Annotated in this window: 13 protein-coding genes; all 13 read left to right on the forward strand. The window is 50.3% G+C overall.

The features are described from left to right. Positions 1–30 precede the first annotated feature (30 nt). Positions 31–1623, forward strand: coding sequence for an IS66 family transposase (gene tnpC, locus MEALZ_RS18025; protein ID WP_014150088.1), 1593 nt, complete (start codon positions 31–33; stop codon positions 1621–1623). 116 nt (positions 1624–1739) lie between these two features. Continuing rightward, entirely contained in the window at positions 1740–2525 is a 786-nt protein-coding gene (locus MEALZ_RS18030; protein ID WP_198482311.1) for a Fic family protein, read from the forward strand. Then, positions 2506–5547: a type I restriction endonuclease subunit R gene (locus tag MEALZ_RS18035; protein ID WP_014150090.1), complete on the forward strand. Its 3042-nt coding sequence runs from the start codon at positions 2506–2508 to the stop codon at positions 5545–5547. The genes MEALZ_RS18030 and MEALZ_RS18035 overlap by 20 nt, the downstream gene beginning before the upstream one ends. Before the next feature lie 144 nt (positions 5548–5691). Continuing rightward, entirely contained in the window at positions 5692–6234 is a 543-nt protein-coding gene (locus tag MEALZ_RS18040; protein ID WP_162472989.1) for a hypothetical protein, read from the forward strand. Between the two features lie 9 nt (positions 6235–6243). Then, entirely contained in the window at positions 6244–7566 is a 1323-nt protein-coding gene (locus MEALZ_RS18045) for an NAD(P)/FAD-dependent oxidoreductase (protein ID WP_014150092.1), read from the forward strand. A gap of 525 nt (positions 7567–8091) precedes the next feature. Beyond that, on the forward strand, positions 8092–11736 hold the full coding sequence (locus MEALZ_RS21080) for a response regulator (protein ID WP_014150093.1): 3645 nt from the start codon (positions 8092–8094) through the stop codon (positions 11734–11736). After that, positions 11733–12134, forward strand: a complete 402-nt coding sequence (locus tag MEALZ_RS18055) for a response regulator (RefSeq protein WP_014150094.1) — start codon at positions 11733–11735, stop codon at positions 12132–12134. Before MEALZ_RS21080 ends, MEALZ_RS18055 begins: the two co-directional genes overlap by 4 nt. Continuing rightward, positions 12121–12510: a response regulator gene (locus MEALZ_RS18060; RefSeq protein WP_014150095.1), complete on the forward strand. Its 390-nt coding sequence runs from the start codon at positions 12121–12123 to the stop codon at positions 12508–12510. Before MEALZ_RS18055 ends, MEALZ_RS18060 begins: the two co-directional genes overlap by 14 nt. Next, on the forward strand, positions 12497–14779 hold the full coding sequence (locus tag MEALZ_RS18065) for an EAL domain-containing protein (RefSeq protein ID WP_014150096.1): 2283 nt from the start codon (positions 12497–12499) through the stop codon (positions 14777–14779). The genes MEALZ_RS18060 and MEALZ_RS18065 overlap by 14 nt, the downstream gene beginning before the upstream one ends. Before the next feature lie 860 nt (positions 14780–15639). Beyond that, positions 15640–16041, forward strand: coding sequence for an exosortase system-associated protein, TIGR04073 family (locus MEALZ_RS18070; RefSeq protein WP_014150097.1), 402 nt, complete (start codon positions 15640–15642; stop codon positions 16039–16041). A 36-nt stretch (positions 16042–16077) separates the two neighbouring features. After that, positions 16078–16986, forward strand: a complete 909-nt coding sequence (locus MEALZ_RS18075; RefSeq protein ID WP_014150098.1) for a lytic transglycosylase domain-containing protein — start codon at positions 16078–16080, stop codon at positions 16984–16986. A gap of 63 nt (positions 16987–17049) precedes the next feature. After that, complete coding sequence (locus MEALZ_RS18080; RefSeq protein ID WP_014150099.1) at positions 17050–18951, forward strand: bifunctional diguanylate cyclase/phosphodiesterase; 1902 nt, start codon at positions 17050–17052, stop codon at positions 18949–18951. Positions 18952–18956: 5 nt separating this feature from the next. Next, positions 18957–19634 (forward strand): transglutaminase-like cysteine peptidase, encoded by a 678-nt coding sequence (locus MEALZ_RS18085; RefSeq protein ID WP_014150100.1) that lies wholly within the window; start codon positions 18957–18959, stop codon positions 19632–19634. The last annotated feature ends 16 nt before the right edge of the window (positions 19635–19650 follow it).

The following is a 19650-nucleotide window of genomic DNA, read 5'->3' on the forward strand; positions in this document are numbered from 1 at the left end:
CAGAGGGCTTAATAGGGTATAATAAACCCCATGAATCCACTGGCTGAACTTGATCAATTGAACCTAGAGCCCGCCGCGAAAAATCATGTCGCGGCGTTGCTTCAGGCGCTTCTTGATCAAGCCGCTCAGGACGCCAAAACCATTGAGGCTAAAGACCTCAAAATCGGCGCCCTGACCTACGAATTGGCCTATTACAAGCGTATCCGCTTCAGCACCAAGAGCGAAGCGCTGGCACCGCTGCAACGCGACGTATTCGAGGAAGCCTTCGATACCGACATTGCCGCTATCCAAGCCGAGGTCGAGCAGCTTCAAGACGACCCGGCGGGTGATACTGCGGGTCGCCCCAAACGTCCGCGCGCCGGCCGCCAACCCTTACCGGATCATTTGCCCCGCATCGAGCACCGTCACGAACCCGAATCCTGCACTTGCGGTCAATGCGGCAAGGACTTGGTCAAGATCGGCGAAGACGTCACCGAACAACTGGATGTCGAGCCGGCCAAATTCTTTGTCCATCGTCATATCCGCCCGCAATATGCCTGCCGGACTTGCGAAACCGTCACGGCGGCACCGATTCCTCCGGCCGTGATCGACGGCGGTATGGCGGCAGTCGGCTTGCTGACCTGGGTGCTGATCGGCAAATTCCTCGATCACTTGCCGTTGTACCGACTGGAACAGATCGCCGCCCGCAGCGGTGTGATCTTGTCCCGCTCGACACTGGCCGATTGGGTCGGACGCCTCGGCGTCGCCCTGGAGCCCTTGGCGGAACGCCTGGCTTGGCATCTAAGGCAACGCGATAGCTTGCATGCCGACGAAACCCCCGTTTCGCAACTGGATCCCGGCAACGGCAAAACCAAGAAAGCCTATTTATGGGCTTATCGCAGCAACGACTTGCAACCCGGCCCCAAGATCCTCGTCTTCGACTACCAAGCCGGTCGCAGTGGCCGGCATGCGCAGCGCTTTCTACAAGACTGGCATGGTCACCTGCTGGTCGATGACTACAGTGGCTACAAAGCCCTGTTTGCGACGGCGCGTGCGCATCCCGAATCGTCTTGCCTACTCGAGCCGTGCGTCGAACTGGCGTGCTGGGCGCATGTGCGCCGAAAATTCTTCGATCTGTATCAGGCCAATCAGAGCCCGATCGCGCAGGAGGCGTTAAATCGTATCGCGGTCTTATATGCGGTAGAAGCCGACGCGCGGGAACTGACGTCCCTAGGACGCCAAACCCTTCGGGCCGAAAAAAGCCTGCCGGCACTCACGGACTTACACGACTGGCTGCACCAAACCCGGTTGCGCACCGCACCGAATACCGCGTCCGCCAAAGCCATCGATCACGCGTTAAAACGCTGGCCAGCCCTGACGCGTTACGCCGAAACCGGCGATTTACCGATCGACAACAATCCGGTAGAAAACGCCATCCGACCCATTGCCCTGGGCAAAAAAAACTGGCTGTTCGCGGGATCCGAACGTGCCGGCCAACGGGCCGCCGTCATTCAAACCCTGCTCGGCACCGCCAAACTCAATGGACTTGATCCGGCCGCTTGGTTAAATGAAACCCTGGAAAAACTACCCACCTGGCCCAATAGCCGGATCGACGAATTGTTGCCGTTCGACCGCGGGGATTAAATCATGTTCTGTCGAGCACGAATAGGTGGCTCGGTTGGACGCTTACGAACGAAGCCCAGATCACCGCTATTTTAGAGGGTAAGCGCATCATTGCCCCACCCAAAGAAGTGCTGGAAGTGCAGAACGCACTGAAGGCCTACGATTATCTGAGCCAGTGGCAACCCGCCAATAAACAGCACTTGCTGCACGCGCATCAGGTGTTGATGGCGGGTTTATTAGAAGACGCTGGGCATTACCGCCAAGGCGGTGTGGGCGTTATGTCGGGCAATCAGGTGGTGCACATGGCGCCGGTAGCCAATCAGGTGCCACGGTTAATGGCCGACCTGCTTAACTGGCTGCAAACCAGTGATGCGCCAGCGTTGATCACGAGCTGTGTGTTCCATTACGAGTTTGAATTTATTCATCCCTTTGCCGATGGCAATGGCCGCATGGGGCGTTTGTGGCAAACCTTGATTTTAAGCCAGTGGCAGCCCGTGTTTACCGACATACCCGTTGAAAGCCTGATCCACCAACATCAGGCGGAATACTATCAAGCCCTGCGCGACAGCACAGCCCGCTCGGATTGTGCGCCCTTTATTGAATTTATGTTGGCCATCATTGCTGTAACTCTGCAAGAAACCTTGGCCAACGAATCGGACTCACAGCAAAAAACGAGGGTAGAAACGCGGGTAGAAACGCGGGTAAAAACCCCGGAAAAGATTTTGGCACTACTGGCACACCACCCCGAAATGGCATTAGCCGATGTGGCGGTGCAATTGGGGCATTCGCTCAGTACCATTGAACGCGCCGTTGCCAAACTGAAACAGCAAAAGCGTCTTGTCTATCAGGGCCCTAAAAAGGGTGGCTATTGGCAAGTAGTAAACCAAGAACAGAGGGATAAACATGGTCAGTCAAACCAATGAACAAGCCTTAGAAGCGGCGATTGAGCTGGCGTTAACCGGCACTTGTCTTGAAGCTAAGAAAGGAGGTATAACCGATATGGTTGTGCCGCCTTATGCTGCGCCGCACTGCGGTTATGTTGCTGGAATACCGGCTGATTTCAATATGCAATACGCCATCGATGAACGTTTCTTCTGGCAGTTTCTGGAAAAAACTCAGGAACAAGAGCTGGCCAAGCTTCAGAAAAACAACCCGGGCGATTGGCAACGTAAGCTGCTTGAACGTTATGACCGACTGATCAAAAAGCACGGTATCTTACATCTATTGAAAAAAGGCTTAAGTGTCGATGATGCGCATTTTAACCTGCTGTATCCCGCACCACTCGCCAGTAGCAGTGAGAAAGTAACGCAGAATTTTGCAAATAACATTTTCAGCTGCACAAGACAGGTTCGGTACTCGCTTGCCAATCCGCTGCAAGAGATCGATATGGTGCTGTTCATCAATGGCATTCCTCTGGTCACGCTTGAGCTAAAGAATGCTTGGACGGGGCAGACTGCGCGTTATCACGGCCTGAAACAATACCGTGAAGACCGAGATACAACACAGCCGTTACTGACGTTTGGACGTTGCTTGGTGCATATGGCGGTGGATACGGATGAGGTTTACATGACCACCAAATTGGCTGGGGAAAGTACCTTCTTCTTACCTTTTAACAAAGGGCATAATCTGGGCCAGGGTAATCCTCCAAATCCGCAGGGTCATAAAACAGCTTATCTTTGGGAAGAGATCTTCACCAAAGACAGTATTGTCAACATCATTCAGCACTTTGTTCGGCTAGATGGCGGCAGCAAAGATCCATTGCCAAAGCGAACGCTCTTCTTCCCGCGTTACCATCAGTTGGATGTTGTTCGAAAGTTGGTCGATCATGCCTCGAACAACGGCGTCGGTCAGACTTATTTGATTCAGCACTCTGCCGGTTCAGGTAAGTCAAACTCGATCACTTGGGCGGCTTATCAGTTGATTGAAACCTACCCTGCGTCGGAAGCGGTATCCGGTGGCAAAGGTCTGGAGCAACCTTTGTTTGACTCGGTGATTGTTGTCACAGATCGGCGTTTATTGGATAAGCAACTCAGAGACAACATTAAGGAATTCTCTGAGGTCAAAAATATCATCGCCCCGGCACATAAGTCATCCGAGCTGAAACAGGCATTAGAGAATGGCAAGAAGATCATCATCACGACCATTCAAAAATTCCCCTTTATTATTGACGGCATTAGCGATCTGAGTGATAAACGCTTTGCCGTGATTATTGATGAAGCTCACAGCTCGCAGTCGGGTTCGGCGCACGATAGCATGAACCGAGCCATGGGGCGCACAGATGTCGAAGAAGCGGAAGATGCGCAAGACAAAATTCTGCAAGCCATGAATTCACGCAAAATGCGTGGCAATGCCTCTTATTTGGCGTTCACGGCAACCCCGAAAAACAGCACCTTAGAGAAGTTTGGCCAGAAGCAAGCAGACGGCACATTCAAACCATTTCATCTGTATTCGATGAAGCAAGCGATTGAAGAAGGCTTTATTTTGGATGTGCTGGCCAACTACACCACCTACAAAAGCTACTATGAGATTGAAAAATCCATTGCCGAGAACCCTGAGTTTGACACAAAGAAGGCACAGAAAAAGTTAAGGGCTTATGTTGAGCGAAGCCAGCACACCATCGATACCAAGGCCGAAATCATGCTTGAGCATTTCATTCCACAGGTGGTGAATGCCAAAAAGCTTAAGGGCAAGGGCAAAGGGATGGTGGTGACTCAAAATATTGAGGCAGCGATCCGCTACTACAAAGCCATTCGTCGTATTTTGGAAGCGCAAGGCAATTCGTTTAAGGTTCTAATCGCCTTTTCCGGCACCAAGGAAGTGGACGGTATTGAGTACACCGAAGCCGATATCAACGGCTTTGCAGAAACCGACACCAAAGACAAATTTGATACCGATGAGTATCGCTTATTGGTGGTTGCCAATAAGTACCTGACCGGCTTTGACCAACCCAAGCTTTGCGCCATGTATGTCGATAAAAAACTCGCCAGCGTTTTGTGCGTGCAAGCACTATCCCGCCTTAACCGTAGTGCGCCGAAGTGGGGTAAAAAAACGGAAGACTTGTTTGTTTTGGATTTCTTTAACTCCGCTGAAGATATTCAGGCTGCATTTGATCCGTTCTATACGGCGACTTCGTTGTCTCAGGCAACCGATATCAATGTTCTGCATGAGTTAAAGGATGCTCTGGACGAGGTAGGGGTATATGAGTGGTACGAGGTAGAGAATTTTGTTGCGCGTTTTTTTAACAATGAAGACGCGCAAACGTTAAGTCCGATTATTGATACCGCAGCGGCCAGATTTGAGAGCGAATTGGAACTGGCGCCTGAAGCTAAAATAGACTTCAAAATCAAGGCCAAGCAGTTTGTTAAGATATACGGCCAAATGGCATCGATCATGCCTTATGAGATGGTGGCATGGGAAAAGCTATTCTGGTTCCTGAAGTTCTTGATCCCTAAACTAAAAGTGGCAGACCCTGATGCGGATGCCATCGATGAACTGCTGGAGTCAGTAGACTTGAGCTCATACGGTTTACAACGTGTGAAACTCAACCATGTAATCAAGCTGAACGATCAAGAAACAGAGCTCGACCCGCAAAACCCTAATCCTCGCGGTGCGCATGGCGGCGAGAAAGAGGCTGATCCGCTAGACGAAATCATCCGTACCTTTAATGAGCGCTGGTTCCAAGGGTGGAGTGTGACGCCTGAAGAGCAAAGAATTCGTTTATTGAGTATGCGAGATGCACTGACTAAGCATCCGGATTTTAAAAGTAAGTATCTGGAAAGCGCCGATCCCCACAACCAGCATTTGGCTTTTGAAAAAATGGTGAAGGAAATCATGTTACAAAAACGAAAGGATGATTTGGACTTCTATAAGCTTTGGGCAAATGATGCCGCTTTTAAAGCTTCGCTTATGAACAGTATACAGCGTATGGTTGACGGGTATATATAATGGTAAAAGCCGTATTGATCATGAAGAGCTAATTATTCACACCCCTCTATCGTTCCTACGCAGAGCGAAGGAACGATAATTGCTGTGGGACTGAATACTTACGCTATGCTTATACGCTTGTTTATTAATACTAAGAGGAGGTAAATGATGAAATTAACTTATTTGGTCTTATCGGTTTTTCTGTTGGGTTTGAGCGGTTGTGCTTCGCAAGGCTCGAAATCCGCCAGTCAGCCGATACAAACCAGCGGCACCGGCACCTTGATCATTAAACCGATCGCGTTTAAAGACGAATCTTATATTCGAGGCGCAGTCAAAGAAGAATGCAACCTAGACGGCAAGTTATCTCAGTTCATCAAAGAAAATGCCGCGCGGAACTATGCAACCATCCTGACCGATACCGAAGCAGGACCGGCGGACGCGAAAGTTCTGACAGTCACGATCGATGAAGTGCAAGGCGCTGCCGGCGGAGCATGGTCAGGCCCTAAAATCGTCACGATTACCGGAACACTCACTGAAAACGGCAAAGAGTTGGGCGATTTCAAGGCCCGCCGTTATTCCGGAGGCGGCATGTTCGGCGCCTATAAAGGCACTTGCGCCATTTTAGGTCGCTGCGTTAAAACCTTAGGCCGAGATGTCGCCGAATGGATGATGCATCCGACTGCAAAGGCTGTTTTGGGCGATTTATAAGGTCATTTTATGACTGCTATCCCCAGCTCATGCGACGTTCTGGTGATCGGCGGCGGCCCGGCCGGTAGCAGCGCGGCTACACATCTGGCGCAAGCCGGCATCGATGTCGTGTTACTCGACCGGGCGACTTTCCCTCGCAACCAAGTCGGTGAAAGCCTGATTCCGCATATTTGGAAATTTACCGATATGACCGGCGTATCGGAAAAAATCGAACAAGAAGGCTTTCTCGCTAAAGCCGGCAGCATCACGGCCTGGAACGGCAAAATCAAACAAATCCGCTTTTCGGACTTCGGTTATACCCGCCCCGGCCTGCATGTCGAGCGCGATATTTTCGACGACATCCTGCTAAAGCATGCCCAAAGCTGCGACGCCCGGGTGTTTCACGAAGTCGCGGTCAAAAAAATCGACCTTTCCGACAGCCGTTGGCCGAAAGTACACTATACCGACAAGCGCGGCAGCAGTAACGATGACGGCAGCATTCGTTGCCGCTTTGTCGTCGACGCGAGCGGCCCGAGCTCTTTGTTGGCCAACCAGTTTAAAACCCGCCGGACTATCAGTACGCAAACTAATTTTTTATCGTTGTGGGGTTATTTTACAGACTCACGATTTGTCGGCGTCGACCGCCAAAGCCATAGCGAAGACGAGCTGGCAAAAGTCAAGCCGGTTACCTTTGTCATGTCCTTTGAAGACGGCTGGATCTGGCATATCGTATTGCGCGGCAAAACCAGCGTCGGCCTTATCGCGCCGACCGAGCGCACCAAAGGCATGGATCGCCAGCAACGGGAAGCTTTTTTTCTGAACGTCTGCACAAAACTGCCGCACTTGAGCCGTCTGCTAGAAACCGCACAATTCATTGAAGGCTCGCTGCAATTCAGGCCGAATTATTCTTATTATTCCGACAATATCTGCGGCGAAAACTATTACTGCATCGGCGATGCTGCGGCTTTTGTCGACCCGGTATTTTCTCACGGCGTGCAAAATGCCTTATACAATGCGGCGGCGGCGGCGCTGGCGATCAAAGAATCGCTCAAGCACGAAAGGCATCGCTTGCGTTACAGTCAATTATGCGAAAGCCGTATGCAGCAGTTTTACGGCTTCTCGAGAGCCTTGTCGCTCGGCGACTTCGGTTGTAATGGCGTCAATCCGCAGCTCGTTAAAAATCTGATGAAAGCGATGCCGCCTTTGGAATTGGAGCTCATCCTGTTCGCCTCGGAAACCACCAACCGCTCCGAAAACTTCCGACGCCTGGCCCGGGAAGCCGGCGTGTTAGGGTGCTTTGAGGAAAGCTTTTCCGGTAAAGCTCATGAACGAATCGAAGCTTTGGATTTTTAAGCGGAGCAACCCGGATTTAGTGAAATGGAATCCGAAAATTTCGAAGCCTGAAATCTCCCGTATTCCGCCCTGTCTGCGGACGATTACGCAAAAGGTGTTGCTTTATTAACAAGACAATTGCCTTTGGGGCTTCGGCTTGTCCGGGTTAAGCAATGTCAACAGAAATAAATATGTGATAGCTGTCTCATTTCTCAAGAAGATAAGGTGCATTATCTTCATATAAGAAAGAGAATCGACGTTAGAAATCGTTATTACCGGAGTGCTATGCGTACCACGGCAACTTCACCAATGCTTAACACAAGCCTTTAAGGTTTGATCCGGGTAGGGATTCGGTGCTTAACGAGCATGAAGGTACGCGCAGCGTACCCTACAATTTATGTATGACGACGAGCGGTTCTCCGTGGAAACGAGGAAAAACCTTTATCCAAAAAAGGAGCGATGCACTGTGTTGTAGGTAGTTTTTTTACGCGGGAGCAAGCCTAACATTCATTTCAGCTTAACTAATCGATTAAGCAAGGCGAATTCATGAAAAACACATTACAGCAACTGTTGCCTGCCGCTTTACGCAAAAGCTTGTCGATCGGCCTTAGAGGCCGCCTGCTGTTGCTGGTTTTTGTGTCGTCGATTCCGGCTTTCGGTTTAATCATCTATTCGGCGATCGAAGATCATAAGGCTGCCGAACGAGAAGCTCGAGAACAAACACGGGCTCTAGCCGCGAGGATCGCCGATAAACAAAACCGGCTATTCGAAGAAACGCGGCAATTGCTGATGCTATTACCGAATATACCTTATGTCACCGTTCCCGAATTATTGCCTCTCTGTCAAGAATCCTTGCCGCGCATTCATCGCCAAAATCCTTTATTCGCCGACATCGGCATGACGGATAGCGAAGGTAATTTATTATGCAATGCACTGAATTTCGAGAACCCTGCCAATTTTTCCGAACGATTATGGTTTCGCCGCGCCATCGCTAGCCGACAGTTCGCCATCGGCGATATCATCTTTGGTCTACCTTTAAAATCGCCCGAATTGATCATGGGTCACCCCGTCTTTACAGAGGACGGAAAGCTATTGAAAGTACTCTATGCCTCGATCGACCTGTCTTGGCTGCAGGCGGCACTAACACCGTTATTACAGTCGGACGAGACCGTGGTATCGCTCATCGATACCGATAATACCGTGTTGCTGCGCGTTCCGGATACCGATTACGAATGGACAGGACGATCCGCGCCGGCGTGGGAAATACCGAACGACAACTGCCGGGCATTCGAAGAACTTAAGGGTGTGGACGGCATTTCACGAATCTATGCCTCCGAACCCGTGCTATGGATCAACGATAAATGCATCCATGTGCGGGTCGGCGTGCCCAAAAAGGTTTTTTTCGAGCTGGTAGAATCGCGCATGTATCGAAACATCGCCGTATTATCGGCCGCTAGCTTTGCGGCATTGTTAATTGCCTGGTTCGGCAGCCGATGGCTGGTCTTGCATCGAATGAATATTTTAACCGATGCGGCGCAACGTCTGGGCGAAGGCGATTGGTCCGCGCGCGCCAACCTCGATAAATCCGATGACGAAATCGGCCGTCTCGCGCGCATATTCGATCAAACGGCCGCTCGATTACAGAGCCGCGAGGCCCGCCTGATGCAATCCGACCGGGCGCTGTCGCACGCCAACCGCGCCTTGAATGTCTTGAGCGCCGGCAACAGAGCCATGCTGCATACCGAGGACGAACAAAGCTTGCTGAATGAAATCACCCGTATGATCGTGGAAAAAGGCGGTTACCGAATGGCCTGGGTGGGATTTGCCAAGCACGATACCGACAAAAGCATCGAACCTGTGGCGCACGCCGGCAGCGATCGGGACTATGTCGACCGCCTAAACCTAAGCTGGGGAAATGATAGTACGCGCCATGGCGCTTGCGGACGAGCCATAGCCGAAGGCCGTCCAATAGTCGTGCCCGACATCGCCATGGCGCCGGAATACCGTTCCTGGCGAGAGGCGGCTTTGCAATGCGGCTTCGCTTCTTGCATCGCACTACCGTTGATCGATAGTCATCAAACTTTGGGCATGCTCAGCATCTATGCCACGGAAACCGATGCTTTCGACAGCGTCGAAATCGAATTATTGAAGGAGGCTGCTGCCGATTTGACTTACGGTATTTGCAGACTGCGCGATCAAGCCCGGAGCCGGCAAGCCGACGAAATCGAAGACCTCTACAACAAAGCGCCATGCGGTTATCATTCGCTGGACGAACAGGGACGCTTCATTCGCATCAACGACACCGAACTGGCTTGGCTGGGCTACGCACGGGAAGAAGTGATCGGTAATATGCGTTTTTTCGATCTCTTGACACCATCGAGCCAAAAGGTATTCGAGGAAAATTTTTCTATTTTCAAAAAACGAGGCTGGGTACGCGAGCTCGAATTCGAGATGCTGCGCAAGGACGGCACGATTTTACCGGTATTACTGAATGCTTCCGCGATTCGCGACGAAAACGGTAGCTATTTATCAAGCCGATCGACCGTTTACGATATCACCGATCGAAAACGCGCCGAAGAAGCGATGCTTCAGACCAAAGAAGCAGCAGAAACCTTATCCCGCATCAAAAGCGAATTTTTGGCCAATATGTCCCACGAATTACGCACGCCGCTTAACGCAATCATCGGCTTTTCCGAAGTACTCAAAGACGAGCTGATCGGAGAAATGACGCCGGAGCAACGTGAATATGTCACCGACATCTTTCATAGCGGCCAGCATTTACTCTCGTTGATCAACGACATCCTCGATCTGTCGAAAATCGAAGCCGGCAAGATGGCCTTGGATCTCGACACGCTCGATATCGACGATTTACTGCGCAATAGTCTTGCTATTGTCAAGGAAAAGGCTGCGGCACACCGCGTCCGGCTGCAGCTTGAAACGGCAGAACCGATAGGGCCGGCCATGCTCGACGGACGTAAGACCAAGCAGATCATTTATAACTTACTGTCCAACGCGGTCAAATTTACGCATGAAGATGGCCGGGTGACACTACGGTACCGCAAGGTAAGCCGCCTCGATGTCGAAGCTTGGACTTCCGATGCGGAAACTTGTCTGCGAATGCCTTTACCGGTAAACCACTTCGAGCAATTTATGGAATTCGAAATCGAGGATAGCGGCATCGGAATTTCGGTCGAGGATGCGCCTCGCCTATTCCACGCCTTTTCGCAATTGGATTCCTCACTGTCCCGTAAAAGCGAAGGCACCGGGCTAGGCTTGGTGTTAGTGTTAAAACTAGCCCAACTCCACGGCGGCACCATGGCCGTGGCCAGCACGCCGGGACAGGGCAGCCGTTTCTTCGTTTGGCTGCCCTGGCGCGATATCGGTGCCGATCATATCGAGCGGCTCCCCTCTAACCGGCAAAACGAGTTGGACTCCGGGCATTCATTGGCGCTGGTGATCGAAGATAACCCGGTCGCCGCCGAGTTGATCCGCTTGCAATTGGAGCCGGAAGGATTCGAAATAGCGCTTGCCGAAAATGCTGCAGCGGGACTTGAACTCCTGGCGCGCCTACAGCCCTCGCTGATCATTCTGGATATCCTTTTGCCGGACATGGACGGCTGGGAACTGTTGGCCCTTATCAAACAATCCGATAGCCCCGCAACGAACATTCCGGTGGTCATCGTATCGATAGTCGCAGACGCGCAAAAAGGCTTCGCTCTGGGCGCCAGCGCGGTATTGCAAAAGCCGGTAGGCCGAAACGAATTGGTTAACGTGCTGACAAAATTAAGACCGGTAACGCCGATGGAAGGCGTCAAAGTTTTGGTCGTCGACGACGATCCGAAATCCGTGGACCTGTTATCAGCTTATCTGCTCGAACCCGGGTATATTGTATTGAAGGCCTATGGCGGCAAGGACGGCATCGCTCTGGCTCAACGCGAACGACCCGATCTGCTGGTGTTGGATTTGATGATGCCAGATATCAACGGATTCGATGTCGTGGAAGCACTGAAGCAGAGCCCCGACACCGCCGATATTCCGATTGTAGTGGTAACAGCGAAGACTTTGACGACTGAAGACCGCGCCGTCTTGAACGGAAACGTTGAGACCATCATGGAAAAATCCAGTTTCAATCACAAGAGTTTCGCCAACGAAGTCCGAAGATCTTTGCGACTGAACAAGAGAACAATATGACTGCGCAAATACTGGTAGTGGAAGATACGTTTATCAATATGAAACTCGTCTGCATGCTGCTTGAAAAGGCCGGCTACCGGGTGTTGCGGGCCGACAACGCCGAAGACGGCATCGCGCTGGCGCAAAGATATTTGCCCGACCTAATTCTGATGGACATTCAATTGCCCGACATGGATGGTCTTGAAGCGACTCGTCTTTTGAAAAAAGCGGATGCTACAAAGCATATTAAAGTCGTCGCATTGACCGCTTTCGCAATGAAAGGCGATGAGGAAAAAATGATCGCGGCCGGTTGCGACGGCTATATCGCCAAACCGATTCAGTACAAAAATTTTCTTGGAGAAGTTGAAAAAACGCTTTCGATGAACCTCCCAAAGGAAGAACGCCATGACAATACCTAAAAAAATCTTGATTACCGACGACGACCCGATTAACCGTAAACTGGTGGAAAGCCTTTTAAAACCGAATGGTTACGATATTCGTAGCGTGGAGTCCGGACAAGCCGCGCTGGATGCGGTCGATTTCGACCCGCCCGACTTGATTTTGCTCGATCTGATGATGCCGGGCATGGATGGCTTCGAAGTGGTCAGGCGGCTCAAAGCCGATGCCGCTACCGGCCGAATCCCTATCGTGATGTTGACGGCGCTCGATGACGACGGTTCGCGCGCCCGCCTGACTTCGGCCGGGATCTCCGTGATCCTGACCAAGCCTTTAGACCGCTGGGCCTTACAAGGCTGTATCAATCAATTGCTGGGAGGCTGTCATGGCATCGAGTGATACGCCTATCGGCGAAACTCACACGAAAACGGAGCTAGAGAGGAGGAACCGGCTCTATACCATGTTGAGCCATATCAACCGGTGTATTATCCGCACCAAAGACCCTCAGGAACTTTACTTTGCAGCTTGCCGCATCGCCATCGAAAGCGGCGGTTTCGCGATTGCCTGGATAGGCTTGATCGACTCGGAAACTGGAAGCCTGATACCGGTCGCCTCTGCCGGTAACGTCACGGTAACTCAGCTCAAGAGTTTAAATGAAGGCAAATTCGACGTCTTATCGAACGACAAGGAGACCGCCGGCGGGTCGCGCTTTTCATCCTGGACCGAAATGTCCGAGCAATTAGGCTTGCTTGAAGGCGCCTCCTTTCCGATACGGCTTGAAGGCAAGACCGTCGGCTCTTTCAATATCGCGGCGAAAGAGCCGGGCTTTTTCCGCGACGCCGAAATCAATCTATTGCTCGAAGTGGTGGATGATATTTCGTTCGCGCTCGACATTATCCGCCGTGAGGAGAAGCGGACCGCCGCCGAGAGTAAGATGCGCTATTTCGTCTATTACGACTCCCAAACCGGCCTCCCTAGCCGCGCGCTATTCGAAGAACGCTTGAACGAATCTTGTTATAACGGAAACGCGCATCAAGTCGTCGTGATGGTCGTTAACCTTCGCAGGCTACAAATCGTCTTGCATTTACTGGAACCCGATACCGGCCTGGCGATTATTCGGACTCTGGTCGACAGACTCGAATCGGTATTGCCGGCCGTTCCTCGCGCTCGCATCGACGAGGCGAAATTCGCCCTGCTATTGCAAGATCCGGAAGGTTTGCATGTCGCGGAAGAGCTGGCCTGGGAAATTCATAAGGTCTTGGCCGAGGCCGTCGAGATCGACGGGCAAGAGTACTATCTCGACCCGTTTATCGGCATCGCAAGATTTCCATTGGACGGCGAACCGGCGGAGGTTCTCAAGCACGCCATACTGGCCGCCTCTTCCCCCGACACCGACACTATTTGCCGTTTTTTCTTCGCCGATATGGATGAAGGATCGCGGCGGCAACTGAATCTCGACACCGCCTTGCGCCGCGCTCTGGAGCGTAATGAATTCATTTTGCATTATCAACCGCAATTGGATTTATCGACAGGCCGAATCATCGGCGCCGAAGCCTTACTGCGTTGGCAAAGCCGCGATTACGGCTTGGTTTCGCCGCTGAACTTCATCCCGCTGCTCGAAGAAAACGGCATGATAAACACGATCGGCGAATGGGTGCTGCAAGAGGCTTGCCGGCTCAATCGAAAATGGCAAGACGAAGGACTCCCGCCGTTGCGCATGGCGGTCAATCTTTCGGCTAGACAATTTCATGGCGGCGATATTCCGAACATAGTCAAGCGAACTCTCGAGAAAACCGGTCTTGAACCGCAATGGCTGGAATTGGAACTGACCGAGAGCATCGTACTGATGGATGCCGATAAAGTCATCCGTACGATGCACGAGATATCGGCGGAAGGCATCGGTTTCGCATTGGACGATTTCGGTACCGGCTATTCATCGCTCAGTTATTTGCAGCGGCTTCCGGTTGCCCGGATCAAAATAGATAAATCCTTCGTAGCTAATCTCACTTCTAATCCAAGCGATGCGGCGATCGTTCGCGCGGTCGTCGGAATGGCGCACAGTTTAGGCTTGAAAGTCATCGCCGAAGGCGTCGAAACCGAAGGACAACTGGGTTTTTTACGCGGCATCAACTGCGAAGAAATCCAGGGCTACTTATTCAGCCGCCCATTGCCGGCCGATGATTTTACCTTGTTATTACGAGAGGGCCGAAGTATTCCGCCCAAGCAAATCGAGAAGCCGGAACGGGTCTTATTACTAATCGACGACGAGTCGAATATCATTTCGGCATTGACGCGCGTATTACGACGCAAGGGATTTCGCATCGTCGGCACTACGAGTATCAAGGAAGGATTCGAATTGATGGCGATTCATCAACCGGGCGTTGTCATTTGCGACCAGCGCATGCCGGAAATGACCGGAACCGAATTTCTAAGGCGGATCAAGGACATTTACCCCGACACGATACGCATCGTGCTGTCGGGTTATACCGAATTAAATTCCGTGATCGATGCGGTCAATCATGGCGAAGTCTACAAGTTTCTGACCAAGCCGTGGGAAGACGAAGCGCTTTGCCAAGTAATCGGCGATGCGTTTAATATTTACGAATTGCGCCAGGAAAATCGCTATCTTTCTCGAAAGCTAAATACAAATCGAGCTAGATCCGAATAGACTTAAAGAGACCTTTTCCCCGCGTGCATCAAGCTACTCCCTTTTGATTGAAAAACCGTCTAAGAATAATAAGGATTTGGTCGAAAATAACTTCCTTATTTTTGGAGGGTTCGGTAGCTCGATTGGCAGGTGTCGGCGGCAGGGAAAGCCGCCGAGACATCCTCGCCACGCACACCCCGCACCCTTTTTATCCTCAAATTGGGAATTGCTGCCGAACCCTCAACAAAGCTCATAGTTCCAGGATGTTATTTATACCTTTCGCACTTCAAATTTCGGCAGTGCCTGAGGAGGCGCCAGGGTGTGCGGCAAAGGCTTTGCCAGCATGGAGCTGGCATAGAGCTTACAGGGATGTATTCACGGCGTCCTTTGACGGACACCCTGGTGCCGAATTTTGATCTGCGATGGGTATATCACAGCAATTCCCAGTTTGAGCAGTTTCGCCGATTTTAGGGTGTGGGGTATATCACGAAATTCTAAGGTATGGGATATGTCTATCGAGGATCTTGGACGATTTTGATACTGCTAGGTTTCCACGCTTTGTGTCGTAATCACCGGGACCTAAATGAAAAGACGGTTATAATTACTTAAATTAATTAACTATTCAGTCCCCAGGCAATTATCGTTCCCACGCTCTGCGTCACTGCCATTAAGTTAAGCCGTCACAAAATAAGTAATACTGGCATTCAGGATCGAATGTGCTTCAAAAGCTTGCCATCCATGGCACTGGATTCCGCCAGTCCATGGCGGAATAACGGGTTTCCCTTAACTTAATGGCAGTGACGCTCTGCGTGGGAACGATAGGGGTGTGAATAATTACTAAATTAATCGTCGTTTAATAATAATTTTGGAGCGTTTATATCATGATCGATAAAGCTATTAAGTTGCCGGTTTTTGTCATTTTGCTTTGTGTGTCGACGTTTGCTCATGCCGAGCCCGAACAGGATAGCTATGCCACTCAATTTTTTGCCAAATCAGGCAATGCTTTGGCAAATATCACTACCGGTTGGCTAGAAGTCCCTAAAAACATTTATATTACCACTCGAGAAACTAATATTATTTACGGTTTCATTGGCGGCACCGGCATGGGGATTTTTCATTTGGCTGGACGCATAGCCACAGGCGTGTTCAACCTTATCACCGCGCCGATTCCTTCCGACCCGATCGTCAACCCTCACTACGTCTGGAACGATTTCGGCACGAAAACCACATACGCCGTTCAGTTTTACCTAGAAGAACCCAGTACCGAAACAGCTCCTCAATAACCTAAGTCGTCTGTTGACGAAAGCAATTCTATCAAAATGTCTTTCATCCCCCGATTATTGCCGTTATTGTTGGCCCTACTCGTAATATTATTTCACGGCACGTTTAGCTTCGCTCAACAAGATGAAGAACTCGAAACGATACTCGAATTAGAGATGCCCGCAACACGTCAATTGATGGAACGCGCTTTTAGGTTGACGCGTCATGGGCGTAATCGTAACGACTATTGGCAAGCGGCAGTCAATTTTTGCAAAGCAGCGCGCCTAGGCAGCATCGAGGCCCAATATCAATTAGGCATGTTGTACGCATCCGGAACCGGCGTTCGCTCTCATCGTGATTACGCTGCCGCTTTATTTGCCACGGCCGGACAGCAAGGTCATCAATTAGCTCAAGCCATGCTCGATTCCATGCCGTTGAAAAAACTACAACTACCCGGCTGCATGCTTTCCGACAAACAATTGCCGGCTAAATCGGGCTATCGATCGCATTCGTTCTCTTTTTCCAAGGATATCGACATTGATAAGCTGATAAAAAAACTGCCGCCTCAAAAAACATGGATCATCGATTTGGTCTATACGATGGCGCCTTGGTATCAAATCGATCCACGCTTGGCGCTATCGATTATCAGCATTGAATCGAACTTCAATCCCAATGCCGTCTCGCCCAAAAATGCGATGGGCTTGATGCAATTGATTCCGGCCACGGCCGAGCGCTTCAATGTCCAAGACGCGTTCGATGCCGCACAAAACATCAAAGCGGGTTTACGTTATTTGAGGTGGTTGCTAAAACGTTACGATGGCGATGTGGCGCTCGCCGCGGCCGGCTATAATGCGGGGGAAGGCGCTGTCGATCGACATAAGGGCATTCCACCCTATCCCGAAACGCAGGCTTATGTAGCGCGCGTACTCAATTTATATAAAAAGAAACGATGCTGCGATGGGTTTTGAGTTTGGTTTCGTTGCATCATGATCAGGCGCCCGGCCTCATCATCAATCAATTAAGGCGTTAATATGTCATTGTCTAAACAATTGCTTTTGCTAATTTCGTTGATTTTTCTGGTTATTTTCAGCATCAATTTTGCGTTGAGTTTAAACAAGATCAAAAGTTATCTGGAAATCGAAGCCCAGGTTCATGCTCAAGATACCGCAACGTCTTTAGGCTTGTCCCTCAGTCCTTATATGACTAACGAAAGCGATCCCATTTTAGAGACGATGATCAACGCGATTTTCGATATGGGTTATTATCGCGAGATAAAGTTGGTCAACGTCGACAATAAAACCTTGATCAAAGTAACCAACGACAGAGTGTTTACCGAGGTTCCTCAATGGTTTGTCGAATGGCTGCCTATGCAAACTGCAACCGCATCGAGCGAAATCAGCTCCGGCTGGATGTTAAGCGGGACGATTTTTGTTTCGACCAACCCGGGATTCGGTTACCTAAAACTCTATCAATTGGCCCAAAGCGCCATGACGTTTACGTTGATTACTTTCGTCGGCGCGGTTTTATTGTTATTTTTGATATTACGTTTCGTTTTATCGCCGCTGAAAAATATTAATGCATTGGCCTTATCGATTGCGAAAGGACAGTTTAAAACCATCGAAAATATCCCGTGGACAACCGAGGTTAAAAATGTCGCCTTATCGATGAACTTAATGTCGAAAAAAATCGAAGGCGTCATTAACAACCTGAATCATAAACTGGACGGTTTAGGGAAAAAATTACACAACGACGACTTGACCGGCTTGCTCAAAAAAAGTTGTTTCGAGTCGGACATGAAACAATTGTTCCTGAACAACACAGAAGCCTATGTTTTCATTATTAAAATAGACGGCCTAACTAAACTAACGAAAGAATACAGCGACGAGCGAGTCGACGCTTTTTTGAAAACGTTCGCTCAGTCTCTTCGAGACATCAGCGCTTGTTATCAAAAACATCAGGTTACGCCCTATCGGCTATTGGGCTCGGAATTCGCTTTGTTGGGGCGTACTTTAGATCGAAATCAAGCCGAGCATTTAGCTGAGTCGTTGATCGAGTCGCTCACCGAAATCGCCGAAAAGTACGGTCACACCGATATTGCTCACATCGGTATTTCTTCGATAAACCCGCTTGGAACACCGGCGATTAGCTTGGCTTCGGCAAACGAAGCTTTCGAACAAGCGCAACTGATAGGCGCAAACAGTTACTTCATCAAGGAGGACAGCAGTCATGCGAAAGATGTCGGCGAGTGGAAAAATTTGGTCTTCGACGTCATCGATAACCGTGACTATGAAATTGCTTACCTCGATCCAATCCAAGACCTGACAAGCGAACGGGTTTTGATCGAAGAAGCTTCATTTCATGCACTCGATTCCGAAGGAAATCCCATCTCGGTAGGCCCGTTTGTCGCAATAGCTGAAAAATTCAAAAAAATCATTGCGTTGGATCGCGATATTATTCGGCATGCGCTTGACTATATCGACGCGCAACATCTCCAGCACGCGATTGCCGTCAATGTTTCGACCCGAACGATCAAGAATGCCGAATTCAGAACTTGGCTGGTCGAACAACTCAAATCTCGTCCCGTCGGCAAACAATTGATTTTCAATATTGCAGCTTATGCCGTCACCAAAGACTTCGACGCTTATTGCGAGTTTTTCCGATTTGCTCGCACGCTCGGCGCGGGAATCATGATCAAGCGATTCGAGCCTCAATCGATGCCGTTGGAATATACCAAAGCATTGCGTCCCGACTTTATCCGTCTGACACGCGAATTAAGCAATGATTTAACCGATCACGAGGCAAAGATAGCGTTTATCGAAACTATCGTGCAGGCGGCCGAGTTACTGGATATCAAGGTGATTGCCGAAAACGTCCAGTCCGATGAAGACTGCGCAACGCTCCTCGCTCTCGGTGTCGATGGCGCCAGTCGATAATTCTCATGACGATAAGCGTTTTACGACAATGGCGCCTGATCAAGTCGATCTGCTTGTTGGTCGGCTTGTGTCTGAGTCTGTTCGCAACGGCTCAAATCGACATCAGTTCGGAGCTATTGTCACGAGTCGAAAACAAATATGGTGTAGCGGGGCGTCAGCGTGTCGAAGCTTGGAAACAATTGCTGGAAAACCCCGACATTAAAATATTGTCGGCGCGAGAAAAACTCAAAAAAGTCAATGATTTTTTCAATCAAAAAATTGACTTTGTCGATGATATTCTTTTGTGGGGCGTGGAAGACTATTGGGCGACACCGGTCGAGTTTTTGGCTCAAGGCGCTGGAGACTGTGAGGACTACGCCATCGCCAAATACTTTACGCTAAAAATACTGGGAGTCCCCGATGACAAATTACGCATCACCTATGTCAAAGCCGTTGAGTTGGGACAAGCACATATGGTTCTGACATATTTCGAGACGCCACGCTCAGTGCCGCTAGTTTTAGATAATCTCATCCCTCAAATCAAGCCGGCAACCGAACGCGGCGATCTGATACCGGTTTATAGTTTCAACGGTTCGGGGTTGTGGTTGGCCAAAGCGCGAGGCAGCGGCCAACGTGTCGGCGGATCCGATCGTTTGAGTCTTTGGACCGATCTCACGAACAGGCTGCTACAGGGCAGCCTGTAAGGCGTCTTTTCAGTAC

The organism is Methylotuvimicrobium alcaliphilum 20Z (genome assembly GCF_000968535.2).
GTDB classification, from domain to species: Bacteria; Pseudomonadota; Gammaproteobacteria; order Methylococcales; family Methylomonadaceae; genus Methylotuvimicrobium; species Methylotuvimicrobium alcaliphilum.

Excerpts from the sequence above, each read along its gene's own strand:
- tnpC (WP_014150088.1), top strand. The coding sequence starts at position 31 with ATGAATCCACTGGCTGAACTTGATCAATTGAACCTAGAGCCCGCCGCG.
- MEALZ_RS18045 (WP_014150092.1), top strand. The coding sequence starts at position 6,244 with ATGACTGCTATCCCCAGCTCATGCGACGTTCTGGTGATCGGCGGCGGC.
- MEALZ_RS21080 (WP_014150093.1), top strand. The coding sequence starts at position 8,092 with ATGAAAAACACATTACAGCAACTGTTGCCTGCCGCTTTACGCAAAAGC.
- MEALZ_RS18040 (WP_162472989.1), top strand. The coding sequence starts at position 5,692 with ATGATGAAATTAACTTATTTGGTCTTATCGGTTTTTCTGTTGGGTTTG.
- MEALZ_RS18055 (WP_014150094.1), top strand. The coding sequence starts at position 11,733 with ATGACTGCGCAAATACTGGTAGTGGAAGATACGTTTATCAATATGAAA.
- MEALZ_RS18080 (WP_014150099.1), top strand. The coding sequence starts at position 17,050 with ATGTCATTGTCTAAACAATTGCTTTTGCTAATTTCGTTGATTTTTCTG.
- MEALZ_RS18085 (WP_014150100.1), top strand. The coding sequence starts at position 18,957 with ATGACGATAAGCGTTTTACGACAATGGCGCCTGATCAAGTCGATCTGC.
- MEALZ_RS18035 (WP_014150090.1), top strand. The coding sequence starts at position 2,506 with ATGGTCAGTCAAACCAATGAACAAGCCTTAGAAGCGGCGATTGAGCTG.
- MEALZ_RS18065 (WP_014150096.1), top strand. The coding sequence starts at position 12,497 with ATGGCATCGAGTGATACGCCTATCGGCGAAACTCACACGAAAACGGAG.
- MEALZ_RS18060 (WP_014150095.1), top strand. The coding sequence starts at position 12,121 with ATGACAATACCTAAAAAAATCTTGATTACCGACGACGACCCGATTAAC.
- MEALZ_RS18070 (WP_014150097.1), top strand. The coding sequence starts at position 15,640 with ATGATCGATAAAGCTATTAAGTTGCCGGTTTTTGTCATTTTGCTTTGT.
- MEALZ_RS18075 (WP_014150098.1), top strand. The coding sequence starts at position 16,078 with ATGTCTTTCATCCCCCGATTATTGCCGTTATTGTTGGCCCTACTCGTA.